This is a genomic window from Pseudomonas sp. Pme6b, from assembly GCF_058129925.1.
On the sequence record NZ_CM176704.1, the window covers coordinates 1,560,325 to 1,582,407 of the forward strand.

The window sequence follows — 22,083 nt, forward strand, 5'->3', positions numbered from 1 at the left end:
TCCGGGTCAGACGATACGTTTTACGTCATAAAACGATTTTATGTAGGTCTTCAGTTGTTCGACATGCTGGCTGATCAACGCCGAAGCATCACCTGGCGATGTTATCTGATCAAGAAAATGATAGAGCGATTGATAAACCTTTTTCGCTTCTTGTACCCAAAGTGCTTTGCTCTGAGCGACGCCAGCGAGCCCTGTCAACTCGTCGAGTTTTTCCTTGATTACCTTTGTTTCCTGGGTAGACATGCGGGAGTCGTCGAGCAGGGCGTTATAGCGCGACCTCAGCCTGTCGCGTTCTCGAGTAAGATCAAGGTAAGTCAGGGCGCTGCTGATCTTGTCGAGTAGTTTTTCGAGTCTGGCAATCCCTGCGGAGACCAGCGCAAGTTCTGGCGATGGTGTGATGATGAGCTGTAGCTCCTCCTGGGTAGGCAGTAGTTCCTTGAACAGGTCGGCAATGTTGTACTTTTCAAGCGTACTGATCGTTGCGTCAAGCAGGCGTCGGTCTTCAGCGATTAAAGCCATTGCGCTTTCTAACGTGGCTGATCGTTGGGTGATGCTGTCGATCTGTTGCTGGAGTGTTTCCAGCAAACGATTGCTTTCCAGCGTCAGGTTTATCTGCGCCACATTGTCGCTGTGCTCGGCAATGGCCGCCGCGCTGCGGCGTACCGCTGCTGTGATATTCGATACCTGGCGAATGCGCTGCCCGTTCAGCAGGTTGATCGCTTGTTGTTTCTGTTTGTCGCTGAGCGTTGCGTCGGCCTCAATCAGTTGTTGTTTCTGATCGATCGGTTTCAGGTTTACAGTATTCAACTGCACGGTGATATTGGCCAGTTCCTGGCGATAGACCTTGTCTGCGCTAATCAATACGTCTTGAAGCGGCAGCATTTTTTCTTTCATGGCCGGCAGAAAGTTCAGCTTCGAAGTGCTCACCTGCGCAAGAATATTCTGGCGGGCGGCTGTCATGACTTTATTGTCAGGAGGGGTGAGGACCAACGGCTCACTCAGGGTTTCAGTGCTCATGATCATTGTCCTCTCTTGCCGGATTGCTGTTCGCGTTGAAACTGATCCAGTGCACTATCAAATATCTTGAGTAACTGATTTGCCATGCCTCTTATTTCCCGCCAAGGTGTGACTACCCCTTGAAACTGCATAGCGAAAATCATCAGCGCCTGATCAGTCGTGATCGCTGAAAGTTCACTGGCAGAACGGTCGATATACGCCGCCAGCATGGTCCAGAGGTCTTTCAAATGGGTGGCGCTCTGGTGAGCGTCCATCATACGAATATTCATGTCTTCAAACAGTATTTGCAGGCTGCGCACGGCGGCTGACAAAGGAGATTTTTCTTTGAGTTTTTGAACTTTCTGGTTCTTGGAAGCCACCATTCGATTTTTTTCTTTTCGGATTTCCTCCGCTTGGGCGCCAAAAATGCCCCCCGTGATAGCGACCCCGATGGCCCCGCCGAAAAGACCCCAGGCAATATTATACAGGGCGGTTTTATACTCGTTGTTTTTCTGCTCGATTTCCGTCGTCAGTTGTTCGATATCTTTTTCCAGATCCTGGATCTGCTGGTCCAGATCAGAACAATTTGCCAGTTTCACCTTGTCATTGATGCCGGGAATTAGCTGGACGCTCAGGACGGTGCTGAACGTATCGATGTGGTCCGCCAGGGTTTGCGCAGCGTGCTGATGGTTTTTTATTTGTGACGCCGTTTTCTTCAGAAACTCTGCCAGCGTGATACACACCCTCTGATCGGTTTCACCCAGTGGTACCGGCGCAGTGTTACGGACCTCTTCAATGTTTAAATCGGCAACGGTCAGGTCCAGTTGTCTGGCAAAATCCATTTTTTCGATGTAGTTGATGATCTGTTCGCCCTGTCTCGAGAATTGGGTGGCAAACAATTCAATGGCGAACCCGCTGCGTTTGATGCCATCCTCGATACTGAGCCAGCTCTTGCCATGATTATTGATGGCCTGGTAAGTCACCAGCATATCTTTAGGCTCAAGTCCGGGAATGTAACTTCTTGTAAAACCCAATTGCTGTTCGACACGATTAAGCGAGGTGGGAATGTTCAGGGCGTGACGCTCGTAACGCTTAAGACTGAGGATGTCTTCCCTGGTCAAAATAAGTGCCGCGCTCCGGCCTCCGCTTTTTTCATCATCGAGTATGACGCTCAAGTACTCTACGGGTTTTAAAGTAACCCGTGCGATATCTTCGTTTTCCAAGAGTGCTGCTTGACTCAACATACTGCACGTTCCTTGTACAAGTTATTCTGTTAGAGCAAAAAGCTCCAGGAGTGAGATCTGATCGTCTGTCATCAGTGATGGCGACTATAAAGGTGTTTTTGCGCGCTACAAGTAATGGCTCGTGATTTTCGGCAGGGATTGTTTTACGGTTTGTGTGTGTTTCTCTTTGGTGTGTAGGGCCGTGCAAACAGTGTGTGTAGTCTTTGAAAAATAGGGGTGCCCTTGACGCGTCGACGCGCCTAAAATGCCGGTCTGATTTTTCGAGTCCCGGCCGGGACGTTTGAGGCACATTTTCAATGTCAGTCATTACCCCCACGTCATCCAACACTGCGACCGATCACCGCGCGCAGTTTCTCGGCCTGCTGGACACCAGCCTGTCGCAAAACTCGCTGATCAAGCTGGTGCTGGCCAAATATGTGGGCAGCGAGGCCGAATTACAGCGGGTCATCATTAAACCGCTGACCGTCAAGGAACAGCCATGCCTTACCTTTGTGTATCGCTACAAGACCCGCGATATCACCAAGAATTTTCCGCTTGCAGAAGCGGTGGGCGCTATTGCCAGCCTGATACCTGAATCGTTCAAGAACGCGCACCTGCTGTCGCTGACCGACGAGGTGCAGCTGGAGTTCAGCAAGAAGGGCAAGAGCACGCTGTTCAAAAGCAAGGCTCAGCAGGAGCGTGAAGCTCCTTCGGCCGGGCATGATCGTGAGAAAAAGCGCTATCTGGAGCTGAGCCGCCCGTTCCTGGCCGACTTGGGTGTCACCAATCGGCAGCATGAACTGATCCCTGCGATGTCGCGCAAGTGGAAGCAGATCAACAAGTTCATCGAAGTGTTTTCCCATGCCTTGAGTTCATCGCCACTCAAGCTAGATCAGCCGATCAAGGTGGCAGACTTCGGCTCAGGCAAGGGCTACCTGACCTTCGCGATCCATGACTACCTGTGCAATACCTTGCAGGCGCAAGGGCAGGTGACCGGTGTCGAGCTGCGTGAGGACATGGTCACCTTGTGCAACAACGCTGCGGCGGGTCTTGAACACCCCGGCCTGACGTTCCAGCACGGCGATGTGCGTACTGTCGCGCCCAGCGCGCTGGATGTGATGATCGCGCTGCATGCCTGTGACATCGCAACCGACTACGCCATTCATATGGGCATTCGTTCCGGCGCCTCGATCATCATGTGCTCGCCGTGCTGCCACAAACAGATTCGCCTGCAGATCCAGAGCCCGGCCTTGCTGAAACCGATGTTGCAATACGGCCTGCATATGGGCCAGCAGGCAGAAATGGTCACGGACAGCCTGCGTGCCTTGTTCCTGGAAGCGTGCGGTTACGAAACCAAGGTCTTTGAGTTCATCTCTCTGGAGCACACCAACAAGAACAAGATGATACTGGCGGTCAAGTGCGCCGAACCGGTCAACCCGGACCTGTTGATCGCGCGTATCCAGGAGCTGAAGACGTTTTACGGCATCAGCGAGCAGTGCCTTGAAACGCTGCTGAGGGCGGACGGCTTCATCGGCTGAAACAGCCACCCTGCACACGTAGACCGAAGAGTCTTCGACCAACGGTCTGCTATCAGGCTGCTTCATTGCGCCAGGTCAATGGTTGTGCCTCGCACACGGCGGATGCTTGGGCTATCACCCAAGCATCCGAGCTACCCACGAGGGTCCGTCATGATCAGCACCTTTTTCATCCCCGCAGTGAACATCATCGGCACTGGCTGCATTGATGAAGCCATGCTCGCCATTCGCAAATACGGATTTCTCAAGGCGCTGATCGTGACCGACGCAGGGCTGGCCAAGGCCGGTGTGGCCAGTCAGGTCGCGGGGCTGTTGGTGGAGCAGGGCATCGACTCGGTGGTATATGACGGTGCCAAACCCAACCCGACCATCGCCAACGTCGAGAACGGTCTGGCCTTGCTGCGGGAACGCCAGTGCGATTTCGTGATTTCTCTGGGCGGCGGTTCACCTCACGACTGCGCCAAGGGCATTGCCCTGTGCGCCAGTAACGGTGGGCATATCAGCGACTATGAAGGCGTCGACCGTTCGGCAAAACCGCAGTTGCCGCTGATCGCGATCAACACCACCGCCGGAACCGCCAGCGAAATGACCCGCTTCTGCATCATTACCGACGAAGCGCGCCACGTAAAAATGGCCATCATTGACCGTAACGTAACGCCACTGTTATCCGTAAACGACCCGAACATGATGATTGCCATGCCCAAGTCACTGACCGCCGCCACCGGTATGGATGCCTTGACTCACGCGATAGAGGCCTATGTCTCGACGGCTGCCAATCCGATCACGGATGCCTGCGCGTTGCAGGCCATGGCACTGATTGCCAACAATCTGCGCGATGCCTTCACCAATGGAGCGAACATTACTGCACGCGAGAACATGGCATACGCACAGTTTCTGGCCGGCATGGCGTTCAACAACGCATCATTGGGCTATGTACACGCCATGGCGCATCAACTGGGCGGCTTCTATGATTTGCCGCACGGTGTGTGCAACGCCGTATTGTTGCCTCATGTTCAGCGTTTCAACGCCAGCGTCAGCGCTGCGCGCCTGACTGATGTTGCGCATGCGATGGGCTGCAATATTCGTGGTCTTTCTCCGCAAGAAGGTGCTCAGGCGGCAATCGAGGCCATTCGCGCACTGTCGGCTGCCGTGGAAATCCCGGCGGGGCTGGCGGTGCTTGGCGTCAAGGAAGAGGATTTCCCGATCCTGGCCACCAATGCCCTGAAAGATGCGTGCGGTCTGACCAATCCGCGTCGTGCCGATCTTGAGCAGATTAAGGAGATATTTCGTCAGGCAATGTGATTAACCGCAACAGACAGGCTAAAAATGGCAACGCTCTTACCCTACACACTTTCGGCCCGGAATATCTGTCTGGATATTTTCGACAGCAACGTACCGCGTTACTTTGATCCTGCGGAGCGCAAGCAATTTGCCAGCTTCCTGATGGCACCGTTGGGTCAGTACTTCGTTGTCGAGCGTGATGGCGATGTTCTGGCTTGCGGAGGATACCTCGTGCTGTCAGACCCGTCAGTGGCCGAGCTTACATGGGGCATGGTCCACGGTGAGCAACACGGTAGCGGCCTGGGGAGGTTTCTGACCCAGGCGAGACTTGATGTCGTAAGGTCATTACCGGGCGTTACACGTTCCCACATCGATACCAGCCAGCACGTTCAGGGCTTCTACTTGAATCTGGGGTTTGTCGTGACCTCTGTCGAAGTGGACGGGCATGGTCCTGGAATCGACAGTATCAGAATGGAGCTCGCGTTTTCGTGAGGGATGCTCGCGGCTGAACAGAGCCTGACCAAGGCTACAGAATACGAGTAAGGCAGGCCGCTCTGCGTTTAGCATTCAGACTGTTTTCGCGACCCTTCGCGAATAGGACTGGAAGTTCAACAAATGAGGCTTTGGGGTGCTCTTTTGCAATGCGTTTCTGCTTTGTTCCTGATGCTGTCGGGTGCGCAATACCTGGAGGCAGCGGACTTGCCGGAAGGTTTTGCCAAAGGGGTTACGGGTGGCGGAGCCGCCGCGGCAGTACACCCTTCAACGCTTGACCAGCTTCGGTCTGCACTGTGCGCGTCTTACGACTCGCGCGGTGCCTGTACCGATGAAACCCCGCGGGTCATTGTGCTGGAGCACCTGTTCGACTTTCGCGGGAGTCTCGTTGCCAAAGGCAGCGCCGAAACCACCGAACCGGGCTGCATGGTCAAGCAGTGTCCGCATGGCGGCGAGCAGCTTGCTCTCAATGGTCCCAACAACTTCTGCCAATCCAGGCCACCGGTCATGGTGACCTACGACAATGCAGGGCTGAAGCCACTGAAAGTCGGATCGAACAAGACCCTGATAGGCGTGGGCAAAAAGGCCGGTATCCAAGGTGCAGGACTGTTCATCGGTGACGGCGCGCATAACGTGATTGTCCGTAACCTGACGCTTTCAGACATCAACCCGAGTGTCGTATGGGGCGGAGATGCGCTCACTCTGAACAAAGCCGATGGCGTGTGGATTGACCACAACACCTTCGCCCGTATCGGCAGACAAATGATCGTGACAGGCTGGGGCACTGCTTCACACGTCACCATTTCCAGCAATGAGTTCGATGGTCGCACGCCTTACTCGTCGACCTGCGATGGCCATCATTACTGGGTCTGGCTGTTCCTCGGCAGTCAGGACACGCTGACGCTGTCAAAAAACTACATACACGACGCCTCGGGAAGAGCGCCGCACTCCGGAGGCATGAATAATGCGCAAGTCCGCGCTCAACTGGTCAATAACGTTTTTCAGCGCATGACCTACCAGGGCGCAATCATGTCGCGGACTTCATCCTCACAGTTGCTGGTGGAAGGAAACGATTTTGAAAACGTAGCTCATCCACTGTTCAACGATACGGATCAGCCGGGTACCGCGTTTGCTTTGTTTGGGCCGGGTTCAGCTGGCGCAAACGATGTATGTATGAGTGTTATTGGAAGAGCATGTGTGGCGAATCAGCAGCAGATGAGTGGCGATGACTATCGTCCTCAGGACACATCTGTGCTGGAGGCTTTCAGGGATTATCGGCAGTTTCTGGTGGCGCCGGTTTCGGCGCAAGAGGCCAGGGCGCGCGTGCCGGAAGACGCAGGCGTGGGGAAGGTAGGTGTTGGTTTACGATGATGATTTCAATAGTTGAGTCGTATCGATCATCGAATAAACCGACTCACTGCCGGTCTTCATTTTGTGAAACAGTTTCAGGTCCACCAAACCATTCAGTACAGTTGCCGCTGTATTGTAAGCACACCCCAGCTTGTTTTTGACATCGGTCACGGTGAAAGACTTTATGTCTGATGAGTTGGCCACGTTGAAGATGATTCGTTGTTTGTCGGACAGCTTCGTGTACAGCCCCGACTCGTAAAGGAACGCGTTGAAGCGATCAATTGCAGCCACGTTCGCTTCGTGATTTCTCGTAAACTCTTTGATGGCCCGTGCAATGACCTGGCATTGATAGTCGATGAAGTACGTCAGGTCCATGTCATCCGTTTCGGTGTACAGGTAGCTTTTTCCATACTTGATCGGAGCGATTTTCAGAAGCGTGCTGATGGCGATATACCTGAATCCGCCAAAACCACATTTGAACAGGTACCAATAAAATAACGACCTGGCGACTCGACCGTTGCCATCGTGAAATGGGTGCTCATAACCAATCACGAAATGGAGGATGACCGCTTTTATCAACGGATGAATGTAGGTTGGACTGTCCAGGTCCGAGTGCTCGCTATTCGCCCACGCAATAACCGACAGAAGCCGTTTCTGAATGCCTTGAGCGGGCGGTGGCTGATGAACAATGTTTCCGTTTCCATCCTCGACAACAACGTCATCCACTGACCGTAATTCGCCTGGATAATAACGCTCGTCTTCTATCCCTTCGACACCCACCTGATGCAGGTCGGTTATCAGCTCAAGCGACAGTTCCTGGTCCCGGCATTCCCACGCATGTTGCATCATCCGGAAATTACCGATGATCATCTTTTCGTCGGGAGTCCGGGCGCTACGCTTTCTTTTCAGCAACTCCTTTGCTGCTTTGGTAGTCGTTGCAGCCCCCTCAAGCTGGCTGCTGCTGATCGCCTCGTCTTCGACCAGATCGTTAAGCAGGTACGTCAGTTGCCTGGACTCTCCAATTCTGGAGCACATCCATTCCAGCGCCGCTGTGGTCGTATTCTGGTCACCGGCAGAGACAGCCATTTGCATTGCAGGCGTATAGAGAAAGCCGCAGGGCCGAGATGGTTCACCCAGAGATATGGCCGTGACTAGCTGGCGATTTCTGGCTTGCCTGACGACCGACCAGGCCAGAGCTGCATCCAGCGATTTCGGAAATCTGAAACGCAGTTTATCGAAATGCAGATAACGTCCCTGCGCATCGAAGGGCTGCGCAAGCTCAAGATAGGCGTCTGCCTGATCGGCGTGGTCGCTGATAATCATGGCGAACGGATTCTGGATGAGCGCAGGCGGCGACTTGACCATGATTTCAAATTTCCAGGAATTTGAGATGGAGAGTACGGAGGTTGGGGGTTTATTTCAATTTTTTGCAAAATTGAAATAAGTATCAAAGCGAAACCGGGCACTCTATCTGGAGTGTCTACCCACTATTCGAGTCACCACCGCCGATCTCCTCTATACCGCCCACCCCAGCGTGAGCGCTGTCAGCGTCAAATAGCGTAAAGCTTTTGCAAAAGTGACAACCAGCAGAAAGCTCCAAAGCGGCTCACGCAGGACACCGGCGATCATGGTGATCGGGTCACCGATGATAGGCACCCAACTTAGCAACAATGCCCAGCGTCCATGGCGTCTGTAAATGATTTGAGCTTTGTCGAGGTGTCGCTCGCTGATGGGGAACCAGCGCTTGTGCCGAAAGCGTTCAACCGAGCGCCCCAGATACCAGTTCACGACCGACCCCAGAACATTGCCCGTAGTTGCAGTCAGCAACAGAAGTGCCGTCACGTAATGTTCCGAAAGGAGCATGCCAGCCAATACCGCTTCAGATTGCAGCGGCAGAAGCGTTGCGGCACCAAATGCCACGGCAAAGAGGCCCAGATAGCTGGTCAGCTCGAACACGATGTCATCTCACGAATACAATCCGTTCCAGCCGTGGACACCCACGTACACGCCGACGCAAATGATCAATACGCTGGAAAGATACGGGGCTCGTCGGGCAGCTGCATTGAGCCAGGGAAAACGGTTTGATGCTTTGCGAGCGCCGATAGCGGCAGCGGCTCCGACAGTCATCAAAGTGATTGCCAAACCAATGCTGAAACAAAGCACCATCGCGGCCCCTAGCGTGACTTGCTTCACTTGCAGGCACAACAGCAAAACAGTGATTGCAGCTGGGCAAGGGATGAGCCCACCGGTCAAACCGAACATCAGGATCTGACCGTTGCTGACCTCACGATAGGTGAACCGCTTGCGAATGTCTTCGGCATGGGCCTTCTCATGAGCATCCTGATAACCCTCGGCAGCCAGCGTGAATCTGTGCGGATTGCTGTGATCATGGCTAAGGCCGTGGTGGTGTTCCTGGTCATGGTCATGGTCATGGCTGTGATGGTGTATTTCGTGGTCGTGGTGATCGCTGTGGCCACCGTTTTCTTCTTTGAATTTAAACAGCTGCTCGCCGCGCCATGTGCGCCACAACATCCACAGCGCAATGGCGATGATCAGCGCTGAGGACGCAAGCTGAAAGTAGGGCTCGGTCGTTTCGGCATCCAGGCCCTGACCCAGATACATGCCGCCGATAGCGACCAACCAGACAACAGCAGTATGGGATAGCGTTGCCGCCAGCGCGAGCATGACAGCCTGCTTCACCGATCCCCGAATGGCCACGATGAATGCCGCCATCATGGTTTTGGAGTGCCCCGGCTCCAAGCCGTGCAATGCCCCTAAAAGGACGGCGCTGGGGAAGTACAGCCAAGCGTTGGCACCGCCTCGCTGCAATAAATCGGCAAAGTCGGGCATGTGAGGCCTTACAGGTATTTAGTGATTTGCTTGAAGGCTTCAAGTGGCGCTCGCTCGCCTTTGGCAAGAGCCCCCATGGTGTTTTCAAGGCAGTGATCGATATGATCCTGGATCAGCGTGCGTTTCGCCTGACATATCGCTTTCTCGACGGCATGAAGCTGTTGAGCAATGTCCACGCATTCGCGGCCGTCTTCGATCATGGTGATGATGCTTCGCAAGTGGCCGTCTGCACGCTTGAGACGTTTGATGATCGCCTCGTGTGACTGGTGCGTATGGTCATACGGATGTTCGTGCTCACTCATCGCTTGAGCCTGTTGGGTGAATGATCCAGGCTGACACCTTATCCTCCCCGGGGGGATAAGGTCAAAGGTGTTGCGCCTGACGGTGCTATTTGGTTGATTGAGGATGGGACTGGCGGGATGTTGGTTACTCTCAGGCCCCTCTGAACTTGATGGCTTAGGGGCAACGGATAGTGGCCTGTTAACCTTCGCAGGCCATCTTCAAAAAACAGTCAAGTAGTTGAATTCAGTTTCCAGGGTTCTGAAGCTTCAGCTGGCACGAGCACGTGCTTCCTGCCAAGTCGTTAGCATGTACCCAAGCTTGGTAAGTCGTCATTCCTGACGCTGCGTACTATCGCTTTTTCGGCGATCAGGTGGCTGGAATGCGTTGATGTATGGATATCAGTCTGACTGAAGATAGAAGCGATACCGAACATGAGCAGCTATGCGAAGGAGCGTAGATCCCGCTCGGACAGCGGTAGAGGTTGTCACGCTACGTGCCATTCGGAGATTTGAGGAGAATTAACGAGTTAGGAAAAATATGGAGCGGGTAGAGGGAATCGAACCCTCAACTAAAGCTTGGGAAGCTTTCGTTTTACCACTAAACTATACCCGCTCTGGGAGCTGCTCTGAGCGGCTGACTTTGTACCAGAACCCTGCCTTGATTTGAAGCGCTAATTTCACCGCGCAGCGATTTCCCTCCTGATCACCCCCCCCGCCAGCTGCACATGCGTGTGGGCTGACGGAGAGGCGCTCACGGGTTTCAGAAGGCGAAAGCATGGTGGCCCTGAACCCGGTTGTAGACGCTGGATGACGCTTGTGCCGGTTGCAGGAAGTTCATTAGCGCCTGTTTCGAGTCGCGGCAGGCGGCCTTGTGTTCCATGTCCAGAAAGTGGCCTGTGGCTTCGATGGTGTTGAAGCTGCAGTTCTGCAGGTATCGGGAGAACTGCGCGGCGTCGTTCGCGGAGGTGTACTCGTCCCAGGCACCATTGATGAAAAGCACCGGCACCTTGATGCGCTGCCCTGCTGTCAGGTAGTTGTCCGGGTCAAGCTCCAGTACCTGACTGAAGTGATGGTGCATCTGGTCATATTCATGACCGTCCAGGCTGCTGACATGGCGATAGTTGACGCGCTTGAACAGAGCCGGCAGGTGCTTGCCGATAGTGTTGTTGATCAAATGCCCCATGTCGTAACGGCTATGTGCGCCGAGGTAGTCGAGGCCTTTGTCCAGGTACTCGCGCATTGGGCCGTTGATGACCGGTGAGAACGAGCTGATGACTGCGCTTTCGATGCGTCTTGGTTGATGCGCCAGCGCAACCAGCGTAGCTGCGCCGCCCCAGGAGAAGGACAGAACGTGCTCGGCGTTGAAATGGTCGATCAGTTCCAGCAACAGCTGACCTTCCTCTTCCCGGGTCAGCGGTGCGCCGTGCACGTTATGTGGCTTGGACCTGCCCGAGTAAGGCTGGTCATACAGCACCACGTTGAAGGTGGGGTAAAGGTTGCGGACGGTCTGAGCAAATGACGCGGTGGTGGCCAGTGAGCCGTTGACCAGAATGATGGTCTTTGCGGCGGCATCGGTGTGATAGAACTCGGTATAAACCCGAAACTGTCCTTGTATGTCCAGCACTGCTTTTTCTGGCGACATAGGTGTAACTCCTGGCGTAAACAGGTAGACGTGCACATGACGTTGCACGAGTTTCGTGACAGGCAGGCGATAGCCGATTAAAGGCCCATGTCGATCCGATAAGCTGTTCGACAGGTATTGTTATTGGCGGGCAATGTGTCGCGAACCAGCGGCTCGATACGACAAAGTGTTTCTTGGAATAATGGATTGACTCATCAGTCGCATAAGGATTGACAATCCCAGTCAAGCAGTCGATCCGTTAACCCGCAAGTGTCATTCGTACCTTGTTTGCGTAATCCGCCAAACGGTTGTGACTTTTCAGAACAGGCTGATTTCCGCAGCGTGCAACGCCCGGTAGCCGCCGGGTGCCAGGGCAGGGTCCAGCGCCAGCGCGCCAATATTCTCCCGGTGCAGGCGCAGCACTTTGTTATTGAAGTGACCGAACATCCGTTTCACCTGGTGATAACGACCTTCGACAATAGTCAGGCGTGCGCTACGTGGCCCCAGCAGGGTTAATTGCGCCGGTTGCGTGGTGATGTTCTCAAATGAAAAATACATACCGGCAGCGAATGTGGCTGCGTAGCGTTCGTCGATCGGTTGTTCGGTCTCGACGTAATACACTTTGGGCATTTTGGTCTGCGGCTGGGTGAGGCGTCGTGACCATTGACCATCGTTGGTAATCAGCATCAGGCCAGTGGTGTTGAAGTCCAGCCGCCCGGCGATATGCAGCTCGTGTCTGTCAGGCTCGTCCAGCAAGTCGAGGACTGTCGGGTGCTGTGTATCAACTGTCGCGCTGACGCAGCCTTCAGGTTTGTGCAGCATGAAATAGCGGGCAGCTTTGCCGGCTTGCAGTATTTCCCCGTCGAGCGCTACGCGACTGAACTCGCGCACTTCGTGGTGCGGGTCGCTGGTTGTTTGCCCGTCTACCTGCACCCGCCCGCTGGCCAGCGCCAGGCGCACGCTTTTGCGATTGAGGCTTGGCAGGTTACTGAGGAAGCGATCAAGGCGCATAGCAACAGCGGCTGATAGGGGATGGGGGGCGCATCTTACTTGTTGATCCGGTCGGCAGACTGGCCGGATGCGGCCTCCTGGATCCCGGCGCAACGCGGACACAGACACGCCTTATCGCGGATGTCCGCAGGCAGGGCTTCAAGCAAAGCCGGGTCGATGCTTTCCGAAAAGCACCAGCAGGCCTGATCTGCCGTAAGCGGGTCAGCCAGGCTGCACTGGTTGCTGAAACCGCACAGAGGGCAAAGGCGGGTGTCGTTCATGGCGATTGTCTTGCTCGATGATCGGGGCAGTTGGTTCAGGCGCTTCTGCCAATTGGCTATGTTGCAGGGGGATGATAAACCGGTGCGCGGCGCAACAGTGCAGATATTGCTGCGCATCGGCAGTGCACCAGCAGCACCCTGTCGTAATGAATGCCCTGTGTCGACAGGCTGTGGAACAGGTCGCTCAACGAAGGGGGCGCCTTGCCGAAGCGGTTGCGTACCGTCAGTACATCCATTGGCGTTGGCGGTAACCAGCCCTTGAGGGGCGATGCGTTCGAGTTGCCTACCACCCGTGCAATATCGTCATAGGTTTCGTAACTGGCTGTCTGGAACTTGGACAGGCTGTAGTTCTTCAGCCTGCCGGGCAGTGAAGTGCCCGCGATTATCTTGTCCGTCATCAGCAATGGCTCATGCGCGGCTACTGGATACATCAGGATATTTTCCTTTGTATTGGAAATGGCAAACGGCCGGGCATTCTTGTTGACGATACGGTGCAATTTGGGGTCGACCAATTCATAACCATGCGGCGCATAGGTGCGGATCTCCGTGCCGTTGGGGATCTTCACCGTCGCAGTCCACGGGGTGTAGTACCCGTGGGTGCTGACCACCAGTGTCCGCGCCTGACCTCTGTCCGACGTCCAGAGCAGGAAGCGGCGGACCAGCTTCCAGGCATGCACCGGCACCAAACCGGGCGACACTATGCTGGTGATGGTCCAGCGTTTTAGCAGGGCGTCGGTATGAAAGAATTTTTCCAGTCGTGTATGGCGCGGTTTTAATGGCCGCGCGCCTAAATGACTGGAGCCTCGTGAGCCACCGGACAACACTAAAGACGCCCCCGCTGTATGACCGGCAGGTTTGACGATTTTGGTCAGTGTGCGCAGTAGTCTCGGTGTCTGCGGCCCAAGCTGTAACAAGCCCAGCGATAATGTTGCCTGCAGCGCCTGATTCTTTTCTGCGTAACGACTGCCCGGCAAATTCGCGGAGGCAACGCTCAGTGCAGTAAGGCCGACATCCGCTGCCAGCGACGCTAAAAACGCCGGTGTCAGCAACAGAGACATGGGCACCAGCAAACGCTGTAAATGGTGTAGACGGTCTGTCCAGTACGCCAGCGAAACCTGTGCGGAGGTCACGATCTGCTCTTCTGCATCAGCCAGCGAATTCTGTTTCAGGAGTTGATGCAGATAACCGAACGGCGAGCCCTCCAGTTTTTTTTCACACAATGAGTGGTGCAGGGCTTTTCGAGTGTCAGGGTTGTACAGCGCATCCGCCCACGGGCGCAGGATGGAGACGGGCGGACCGGGTGCCTGAACGCCGCCCCATAGCTTGAACAGGTAGTCCAGACGTTGGTGATGGCGCACGGGAATGTAGCGCATCACGGCTTCACGCCAGTCCGGTTGGGCGGTCTTCAGGTTCAGATAGCGTTCAAGTGCATCGCCGTCCGTAAACTCGATAAAGGCTTCGGGATACCCAGGCTGATAGAGCATCTTCGGTTTACCGGGTTGCTCAAGTATCAACAGCCCGGTGTATTGATGTTCCATGCCGTCGATCAGCGAGCCCTGAACGAAGAAGCCAAGTACCAGCCAGTGATTGGGCGCAGAAGGGGCGAGCGCTTCAACGACTTGATCGAAACCGCTGCGTTTGAGGCTGCCGCGCTTCAGGCTGATCAGCGCCTGATGGATGAAGGCTGATTTGAGTGCCTGTTCGATGGCTTCTTTTTGCTGCCCCCAGAATTCTTGAATACGTTTGGTCATCCAGTTCAGAAAATCGAATGCCTTGATATAGTCTTCAAGTGCCTGCGGCGTGATCGCCAAACTCTGGCCCTGAGCGCGTACGCCCTGGCCGGTGGTGTCGAGAAAGACATCTGTAATACCGTCGTGATCAATGTAGCCCTGAGGAGCATCCACCCGGTAGTTGATCACCAGCGCTTCGCTCAGGCTGATCGGTTTTTCATCGGGCGTGTGAACATGCGTGGGTGGATTGCGGGCTCCGCCCAGCGGGCTGATAGAGTTACCGGATTGATAGGCGATGAACACGTGGTCAGGGTTGAGCGTCAGACCGTGATGTTCCAGCAGATAAGTCTCCATGACCTGCGCAGCCATTCTGGAAGCCGAGGGGATGGGTTCCAGAAGAGCAGGGTTGGCCTGCCAGAGGTCTACCGCCCCGGCCAGCTTGAGGCTGCGCGATACCGTCTTGAGCAGGTCGATGTTCTGGCTGTTGAGCTGTGTCTCGGCAAATGATGCCTGGGTCAGTTCGGTAAAAACGTCTTCTGCGAGCAGCGGCGCGCTGGCAACTATGCCTGCGTCCTGATCAAGCGCATGCAACGCGTAGCCATAGAGCCTCGAGGCATTCAGGGCCGCCAGCAGCCTGTTGGTCATCTGGTCCGGATCATCGCTGATGTATTCGATGACGTTGCCCTTGGCACTCAGTATGTGAATGAAACAGTGGGAGGTGGTTTTCGACCTGACCTGAAAAATTCCCGGCACCGTTTTGCCGTTGAGTGACAAGATTCGAACCTCGGATTTCTCACCGCGGCCGCTCTGTTCCAGTGTCGCTACGTCGGCAGGGAAATCACTGAGCCCCAGAGCGTCCAGCGTCAGGAAATAGCCGTCGCGGCTGATGTGCCCGTGGAAGAACCGGTGAGCCAGCCCATCCAGAAAACCCAACCGCGACAAGGTGCGGCAGGTGACTGTGTGTCGTGTCCTGAAAGCCTCCAGAGCCATGCTGTAGTCGCGATCCAGCGGTGTCTCGCTGAGCCACTTGAGCACCTGCCTTGCGCTCAGTGACGGGGCTTCCTCGGACAAGGGCGTGTCGATGATTTCACTGCGATACAGGGCCACGAACTGTTCTGGATCGAAGACCGCCAGTGCTACGTTGGTCAGCGACATGTCAATGCTGTAACGCTCATGCCCCTCGTCGTTCAGGGCGGGCAGGGTCTGCGTGCTGAACGTGATCCGCAGCGTGTCCGGGTCCAGCGTCTTGCCGGTCTTTTGTTCGAGCAGCATGACGAGTTGTTGGTGGACATAGTGTTTTCGAGTCGGCGGGAAGTCCATATCCAGCTGGCACGCTTCAAGGAGCAACGCCGAGTTGGCGATCAGCTGGAAACCCGGGCTTTTGCGCAGTGCTTCGAGCGTGCGTTCGATGCGTGCGGTCTTATCTTGCGTAGCGTGCTTTTCGGCCAGCGGTGGCAGTGGTTGTTCACGGGGTGGAAACCGGAGCGCAGGCAGGGCCAAGGGCGCCCAGGCATTGAGCGTATCGTGTCGGCTGTTGCTGTGCTCGGGCAGCAGAACGCTTGGCTGTTCCAGCAGAAACGATGAGGCGTGAAAGAGGGTGTCCTGGCGAAGCGGACTCCAGATGTGGTTCATGACGGCTGGTCGAAGTGAGTGGATGCGTACTATGTCGGCAAGACCGTCCGAACATGACATAACTATGTAGTAGTGGCAGAGCCTTTGGAGTAACAGAGCTGTTTCAGAAAGGGCGGCACGTCAGAGCATGCCGCCTTTTCGCTTACATCTGTTGCAAGTGTGCACGCCAGCCGCCGAGATGGCTGATGTCGCGAGCACCTGTCAGGCCGTAGGCTTCACAGATAAACCCGGTCTCCCAGCGGCCATCGGCCAGTTGCACCTTCCCCAGGCCCAGCGGTGCCGGAATGCCGGTCAGAAACGAACCCAGCTCGACACTGGGCAACTCCCAGACTTCCACCTCAATGGCCACACCGTCTTCGGCCACCCGTACCATGCCTGGACGAAAAGGCGGGCCACCGGCCAGCGCGAACAATTTATAGTCGGCTGAGCTGTGTGTGCACTCCAGCAAACGGGCACCGCGTCGCTTGAGCTGCCAGTTCAACGCCAGTCCGTCCAGGTGCGCGCCGCAGACCACCAGCCGGGCCATATCGTTACCTGCTAAGGTCTTCGGCGCGGGCAATCGAGGTGCTGCACCGCCGATCAAAGGCAGGGCGGTGTGCCGCTGGAAAGCATCGGCCAGACTGAGCAGGTACTGATCGGTGAATGCCCGTCCGAACAACGTAATGCCCCACGGCAGACCGTTGCTCATGAAGGCACTGGGTACGGCGATGGCGGCGTAGTCGAGCAGGTTGACGAAGTTCGTGTAATAGCCCAGCTCCGAATTGCGCAGCACTGGCTCGGCAGCCAGTTCTGCTGAAGTTACCGGGCGGCCGATGCTCGGCGTTACCACACAATCCAGCCCTTCAAGCGCCCGATCGCAAATCACCTTGAGCGCCTGCAGACGGTATTGCGCCCGAAACGTATCGACCCCGCTGACCCGGGGTGCCTTGGCCAGCACGTCGCGGATCACCGGCAATACCGCGTCAGGGTGTTCTTCCATTAACTGCCCGGCGACGCTGTAGCGTTCGGCCACCCACGGCCCCTCGTACAACAACCGCGCCGCTTCGAGAAACGGTGACAGGTCTACCGTGACAGCTTCGCCGCCCAGCGCAGTGAGATGGGCGATGGCCGCGCTGAACAGCCTCGGTCCTTCGTTACAGCCAAAGAATTCCAGGTCTTCAGCGCGTGGTACGCCGAAGCGAAACGGTCGAGGTGCGCCGAATGCCGAAAGGTCATTCCACTGCGGGTTGCGTCGGCTGTATTCATCGTGCGGATCAAGCGTGGCAACCAGCCCCAGCAACTGGCTGGCTTCCCTTGCTGTGGCAGTAAAGATCGACACGCAATCCTGCGTGCGGCAAGCGGGTACGACACCAGCGGTGGAAATCAGCCCCTTGCTGGCTTTCAGCCCCACCAGATTGTTCAACGCTGCGGGCACACGGCCCGAACCCGCCGTGTCAGTGCCCAGCGAGAAGCTACTGACCTCCAGCGCTACGGCCAGTGACGAACCTGAGCTTGAGCCGCCGGACGGGTACTCTTTCAAGACACTGTTGGGGCAGGCGCCATAGGGCGAGCGGCTGCCATTCAGGCCGGTGGCGAACTGGTCCAGATTGGTCTTGCCCATGGGCACCGCCCCCAGCGCGATCAATTGCTCGACGATGGTCGCCGAGCGCGCTGGCGTGTAGGCGTACGCCGGGCAGGCAGCGGTGGTCGCAATGGCGGCCAGATCAATGTTGTCCTTGATCGCGAAGGGCACGCCATAGAGTGGCAGGCTTTGAATATCGCGATTTTCCAGTGCGGCCAGATAGGGCTCCAGTTCAGCCGGGCTGAGCAGGTGAATGAACAGGTGGTAATCCGCATTGAGCGTTGCGGCTTTTTCCCGTAGCGCCAGAATCAGCTGGCGTGGGGAAATCTGGCCGGATAGGTAAGCAGTGCGTACGGTATCCAGGCGCAGGTCGTTGGGCAGTGCTGAGTCGTTCATGACGCAATTCCATTGAAAGTGAAAAGTTGATCGGTTCAGTCTGCTGCCAGCACCACCACCCGCTGCCCTGCGCGTACTGCCGAGCCGGGTTGCACCCTGACTTCCTGCACCACACCTGCGACTGGCGCGAGCAGGGGGATTTCCATTTTCATGGACTCCAGAATCACCAGCACATCACCCGCTTCGACACGCTCGCCGGGTTGCACCTGGACCTGCCAGAGATTGCCAGCGATGTGGCTGTCGACGCCTTGTTGGCCCGTTTGCAGTGGCAACTCTTCGGTGTTTGGCGCGACGCCTTCATCGCTCTGAAAGTTGGCCTGGCCGTTGGCGATCCAGCGTTCGCGTTCGGCGTTGAACGCGGACTGTTGCTGAGCACGGAATGCCGTGATGCCTTCGGCTTCGCGGGTCAGGAAGGCCTGGTAGTCAGCCATGTTCAAGGTGCTGTGTTCGATGTTCAGATCGAAGCGGCCCAGCGGGAAATCGCGACGGATGCGTAGCAATTCGTTGGCGCTGACCGGGTAGAAGCGGATCTGGTCGAAAAAGCGCAGCAGCCATGGCTTGCCTTCGAAGGCGGCAACGTTGCGGTAGCGATTCCACATCTGCAGCGTGCGGCCGACGAATTGATAGCCGCCGGGGCCTTCCATGCCGTACACGCACATGTAGGCACCGCCGATGCCGACCGAATTCTCGGCGGTCCAGGTGCGCGCCGGGTTGTACTTGGTGGTCACTAATCGATGACGCGGGTCCAGAGGCGTGGCGACCGGTGCGCCGAGGTACACATCGCCCAGCCCCATGACCAGATAACTGGCGTCGTACACCGTACGCTGCACCTCGTCAAGATTGGGCAGGTCGTTGATGCGCCGGATAAATTCCAGATTGCTCGGGCACCACGGTGCGTCCTTGCGCACGGTGGTCATGTACTTCTCGATGGCCAGCTGACAGGCCGGATCATCCCAGGACAACGGCAGATGAACGATGCGCGACGCCACTTGCAGGTCTTTCGCTGCGCACACTGCGTCCCACTCTCCAGCGACGATGTCGAGCAGTTGTCGGAGGGGCAGTTGTTCGGGGCGGTAATGGACTTGCAGCGAGCGAATACCTGGCGTCAGGTCAATCACGCCCCCCAGTTGCTTGGCCTCCAGCGCCAGCATCAAGGCATGGCCGCGCAGACGCAGCACCAGATCCAGCTCTGGCGCACCGATTTCCAGCAGCAGGTGGGTATCGCCGGACAGGCGTGCGACCAAGCGTTTATCGTCCTGACCTATGTCGAGAATGACCGGGGAGGGCAAATCCTCTATGCGCACAGCTTCGCTCCCACGGGAGTTTGCGATGCCTTGTGGGAGCGGACTTGTCCGCGAAGAGGGCGGTACAGTCGATGGATTTTCTGCGTCTGGAATATAGCCTTCGCGAGCAAGCTCGCTCCCACGGGAGTTTGCGATGCCTTGTGGGAGCGGACTTGTCCGCGAAGAGGGCGGTACAGTCGATGTATTTTCTGCGTCTGGAATATAGCCTTCGCGAACAAGTTCGCTCCTACACCGTTCTGCATGACACGCCTCGACGCTTACCGGAGTGAATCGGACCCTGTCGCCAGCCTTCAACTGCCCCAGCTGCCACAAGTCCGCTTCGATAATAGTCACCGGGCATACGAACCCACCCAGGCTCGGTCCGTCCGGACCTAGGATCACGGGCATATCGCCGGTGAAATCCACCGCGCCGATCGCATAGGGGTTATCGTGAATATTGGACGGGTGCAGACCTGCCTCGCCACCGTCAGCGCGCACCCATTCGGGTTTCGGGCCGATCAGGCGCACGCCGGTACGGCTGGAGTTGAAATGCACTTCCCAGTCGGTTGCAAAAAACGTCTCTATGTACGCTTCGGTAAAGTATTCCGGCGCAGCATGGGGGCCGTAAATGATCCTTATACGGCGAATGTCAGGCAGCGCCTCAAGTGCGTCATCGGCAATCCGCTGGCCCGCGCTACGATCCACCAATGGCGCAATGTGCAACACATCACCGGCCCGCAACGCCCGCCCGCCATGCCCGCCGAACTGGCCGAGGGTAAAGGTGCTTTTGCTGCCCAGATAATCCGGCACGTCCAGCCCGCCACGTACGCACAGGTAGCTGCGTACGCCGGCACCTGCAATGGTGCCCAGCGCAAGGGTCGAGCCTGCGCACACCAGCAGCGCGGCGTTCATGGCGCGGGGGGCGCCATCGAGCGTGATCGGGATCTGCGCACCGGTCACGGCAATCACGGCATCGGTATTAAAGCGCAGCAACGGCCCGCTCATGGTGATTTCCAGCGCAGCGCATCCTTCGGCATTGCCCAGCAGGCCATTGCCCTGGCGCAACGCGCGGCTGTCCATCGGCCCGGATGGCGGTACACCGACCGCCCAGTAACCCAGCCGCCCCGGATAATCCTGAACGCTGGTCTGCGTGCCGCCGCTCAACACTTCGAAGGTGTCAGCGTGATACACCAGACCTTCCAGGCAGCGGGTCCACGGCTGGCCGCTGGCGAACGGCGTGTCGGCAATGATCTGGCGCAGGTAGTCGCGATTGGTCTCGACCCCGTACAGGCGCGTTTCGTTCAGCGCATCGATCAGCCCGGTGCTGGCCTGCTCGCGGGTCTGCGCCCAACTGATCAGCTTGGCAATCATCGGGTCAAAGTACGGCGGTATCTCGCAGCCCGCTTCAACCCAGGTGTCGATGCGCATTGCATGGCCATCGGCAGGCGGAAAATTCACCGCCGTCAGCAGGCCGGGGCAGGGCTGGAAGTCACGGCCCGGATCTTCAGCATACAGCCGTGCCTGAATGGCATGGCCGGACGGTTTCAGGCCGGCCTGCAATTGCTCCAGTGGCGGCAGGTCTCCGGCAGCCAGTTGTACCATCCAGCTGACCAGATCTACCCCCCACACCTGCTCGGTGACGCCGTGTTCGACCTGCAGACGAGTATTTACTTCCAGAAAATAGAAGCGCTGATCCTCACTGTCGAAGACGAATTCGACGGTGCCTGCGCTGCGGTAATTGACCGCTCTGGCGAGTTTGATGGCTGCCGCGCAAAGTTCCTCGGCCATGCCGTCGGGCAGGTTGGGGGCCGGGGTTTCTTCCAGCACTTTCTGGTTGCGGCGTTGCACCGAGCAGTCACGTACGCCGAGCGCAAGCACCTCGCCCTGACCATCACCAAACACCTGCACTTCCAGATGGCGGGCACGCTGAATGTATTTCTCGATGAACACACCCGCGTCGCTGAAATTGTTCTGGCCGAGGCGCTTTACCGCCTCGAACGAATGTGCCAGCTCTTCAGCGCTGCGGCACACTCGCATGCCAATGCCGCCACCGCCTGCAGTGCTCTTGAGCATGACCGGATAGCCGATATCACGCGCCGCTGCGATGGCTGATTCCAGGCTGTCGAGCAGTTCGGTGCCTTCGAGCATGGGCACGCCATGCTGTCCGGCCAGTGCGCGAGCAGTGTGCTTGAGGCCGAATACGCGCAGTTGCTCGGGCGTTGGCCCGACGAAGGCGATACCGGCGTCTTCGCAGGCTTGAGCGAACGCGGCGTTTTCGGAGAGGAACCCGTAGCCGGGATGAATGGCTTTGGCGCCGCTGGCTTTGGCAATGGCGAGGATCTTGTCCACCGCCAGATAGGTTCCGGCTGCGCCACCTTCGCCCAGGCTGTGGGCTTCGTCGGCCTGCATCAGGTGCAGGCTGGCAGCGTCGGCTTCGGAATACACCGCCACGCCCTTGACCTGCAAGGTACGCAGGGTCCGCAGGATGCGGCAGGCAATGGCGCCACGGTTGGCGATCAGCAGTTTGTCGAACATGGCATAACCCCGGAAACCCAGTCGCGCTCGGTTTCGTGATGGGAAG

16 protein-coding genes and 1 tRNA gene are annotated in these 22,083 nt (G+C 56.8%); 4 read left to right on the top strand and 13 right to left on the bottom strand.

Annotated elements, in window-relative coordinates; all coding sequences use genetic code 11:
* Window positions 1–6 precede the first annotated feature (6 nt).
* Complete coding sequence (locus AC4ANE_RS07080) at window positions 7–1,023, bottom strand: alpha-xenorhabdolysin family binary toxin subunit B (RefSeq protein WP_002554943.1); 1,017 nt, start codon at window positions 1,021–1,023, stop codon at window positions 7–9.
* Window positions 1,020–2,240, bottom strand: a complete 1,221-nt coding sequence (locus tag AC4ANE_RS07085; RefSeq protein WP_002554942.1) for an alpha-xenorhabdolysin family binary toxin subunit A — start codon at window positions 2,238–2,240, stop codon at window positions 1,020–1,022. Before AC4ANE_RS07085 ends, AC4ANE_RS07080 begins: the two co-directional genes overlap by 4 nt.
* Window positions 2,241–2,536: 296 nt before the next feature.
* On the opposite strand from AC4ANE_RS07085, the gene AC4ANE_RS07090 reads away from it, so the two are divergent.
* From AC4ANE_RS07090 to AC4ANE_RS07105, 4 genes are all read left to right on the top strand, one after another.
* Entirely contained in the window at window positions 2,537–3,757 is a 1,221-nt protein-coding gene (locus AC4ANE_RS07090) for a class I SAM-dependent methyltransferase (protein WP_031594834.1), read from the top strand.
* A 150-nt stretch (window positions 3,758–3,907) separates the two neighbouring features.
* Window positions 3,908–5,056 (top strand): L-threonine dehydrogenase, encoded by a 1,149-nt coding sequence (gene yiaY, locus AC4ANE_RS07095; RefSeq protein ID WP_002554940.1) that lies wholly within the window; start codon window positions 3,908–3,910, stop codon window positions 5,054–5,056.
* A gap of 24 nt (window positions 5,057–5,080) precedes the next feature.
* Window positions 5,081–5,527, top strand: coding sequence for a GNAT family N-acetyltransferase (locus tag AC4ANE_RS07100; protein WP_002554939.1), 447 nt, complete (start codon window positions 5,081–5,083; stop codon window positions 5,525–5,527).
* Between the two features lie 123 nt (window positions 5,528–5,650).
* Window positions 5,651–6,898: a polysaccharide lyase family 1 protein gene (locus AC4ANE_RS07105; RefSeq protein ID WP_002554938.1), complete on the top strand. Its 1,248-nt coding sequence runs from the start codon at window positions 5,651–5,653 to the stop codon at window positions 6,896–6,898.
* Here the strand turns inward: AC4ANE_RS07105 and AC4ANE_RS07110 are convergent.
* The 11 genes from AC4ANE_RS07110 to AC4ANE_RS07160 all read right to left on the bottom strand — a co-directional run bounded on the left by AC4ANE_RS07110 (window position 6,890) and on the right by AC4ANE_RS07160 (window position 22,037).
* Entirely contained in the window at window positions 6,890–8,242 is a 1,353-nt protein-coding gene (locus AC4ANE_RS07110) for a Fic family protein (protein ID WP_002554937.1), read from the bottom strand. The two genes, AC4ANE_RS07105 and AC4ANE_RS07110, sit on opposite strands and share 9 nt — an antisense overlap.
* A gap of 150 nt (window positions 8,243–8,392) precedes the next feature.
* A complete protein-coding gene (locus AC4ANE_RS07115; protein WP_002554936.1) occupies window positions 8,393–8,833 on the bottom strand; it encodes a YqaA family protein in 441 nt (146 codons plus the stop codon).
* A 9-nt stretch (window positions 8,834–8,842) separates the two neighbouring features.
* The gene (locus tag AC4ANE_RS07120; protein ID WP_002554935.1) at window positions 8,843–9,727 is read right to left on the bottom strand and encodes a nickel/cobalt efflux protein RcnA; all 885 of its coding nucleotides are present in this window, start codon (window positions 9,725–9,727) and stop codon (window positions 8,843–8,845) included.
* A gap of 8 nt (window positions 9,728–9,735) precedes the next feature.
* The gene (locus AC4ANE_RS07125; protein ID WP_005745585.1) at window positions 9,736–10,029 is read right to left on the bottom strand and encodes a metal-sensing transcriptional repressor; all 294 of its coding nucleotides are present in this window, start codon (window positions 10,027–10,029) and stop codon (window positions 9,736–9,738) included.
* Window positions 10,030–10,547: 518 nt separating this feature from the next.
* Window positions 10,548–10,621: transfer RNA gene (locus AC4ANE_RS07130), tRNA-Gly, on the bottom strand.
* Between the two features lie 147 nt (window positions 10,622–10,768).
* A complete protein-coding gene (locus AC4ANE_RS07135) occupies window positions 10,769–11,650 on the bottom strand; it encodes an alpha/beta fold hydrolase (RefSeq protein ID WP_002554933.1) in 882 nt (293 codons plus the stop codon).
* Between the two features lie 297 nt (window positions 11,651–11,947).
* Window positions 11,948–12,640 carry a pseudouridine synthase gene (locus AC4ANE_RS07140; protein WP_002554932.1) on the bottom strand — a complete coding sequence of 231 codons (693 nt, stop codon included), beginning with the start codon at window positions 12,638–12,640 and terminating at the stop codon, window positions 11,948–11,950.
* A gap of 35 nt (window positions 12,641–12,675) precedes the next feature.
* Window positions 12,676–12,900: a cysteine-rich CWC family protein gene (locus AC4ANE_RS07145; RefSeq protein WP_002554931.1), complete on the bottom strand. Its 225-nt coding sequence runs from the start codon at window positions 12,898–12,900 to the stop codon at window positions 12,676–12,678.
* 56 nt (window positions 12,901–12,956) lie between these two features.
* A complete protein-coding gene (locus AC4ANE_RS07150; protein WP_031594836.1) occupies window positions 12,957–16,262 on the bottom strand; it encodes a dermonecrotic toxin domain-containing protein in 3,306 nt (1,101 codons plus the stop codon).
* Window positions 16,263–16,404: 142 nt separating this feature from the next.
* Window positions 16,405–18,219 (bottom strand): allophanate hydrolase, encoded by a 1,815-nt coding sequence (gene atzF, locus AC4ANE_RS07155; RefSeq protein ID WP_031594837.1) that lies wholly within the window; start codon window positions 18,217–18,219, stop codon window positions 16,405–16,407.
* Window positions 18,220–18,254: 35 nt separating this feature from the next.
* The gene (locus tag AC4ANE_RS07160) at window positions 18,255–22,037 is read right to left on the bottom strand and encodes an urea carboxylase (protein ID WP_460408764.1); all 3,783 of its coding nucleotides are present in this window, start codon (window positions 22,035–22,037) and stop codon (window positions 18,255–18,257) included.
* Between the last annotated feature and the right edge of the window lie 46 nt (window positions 22,038–22,083).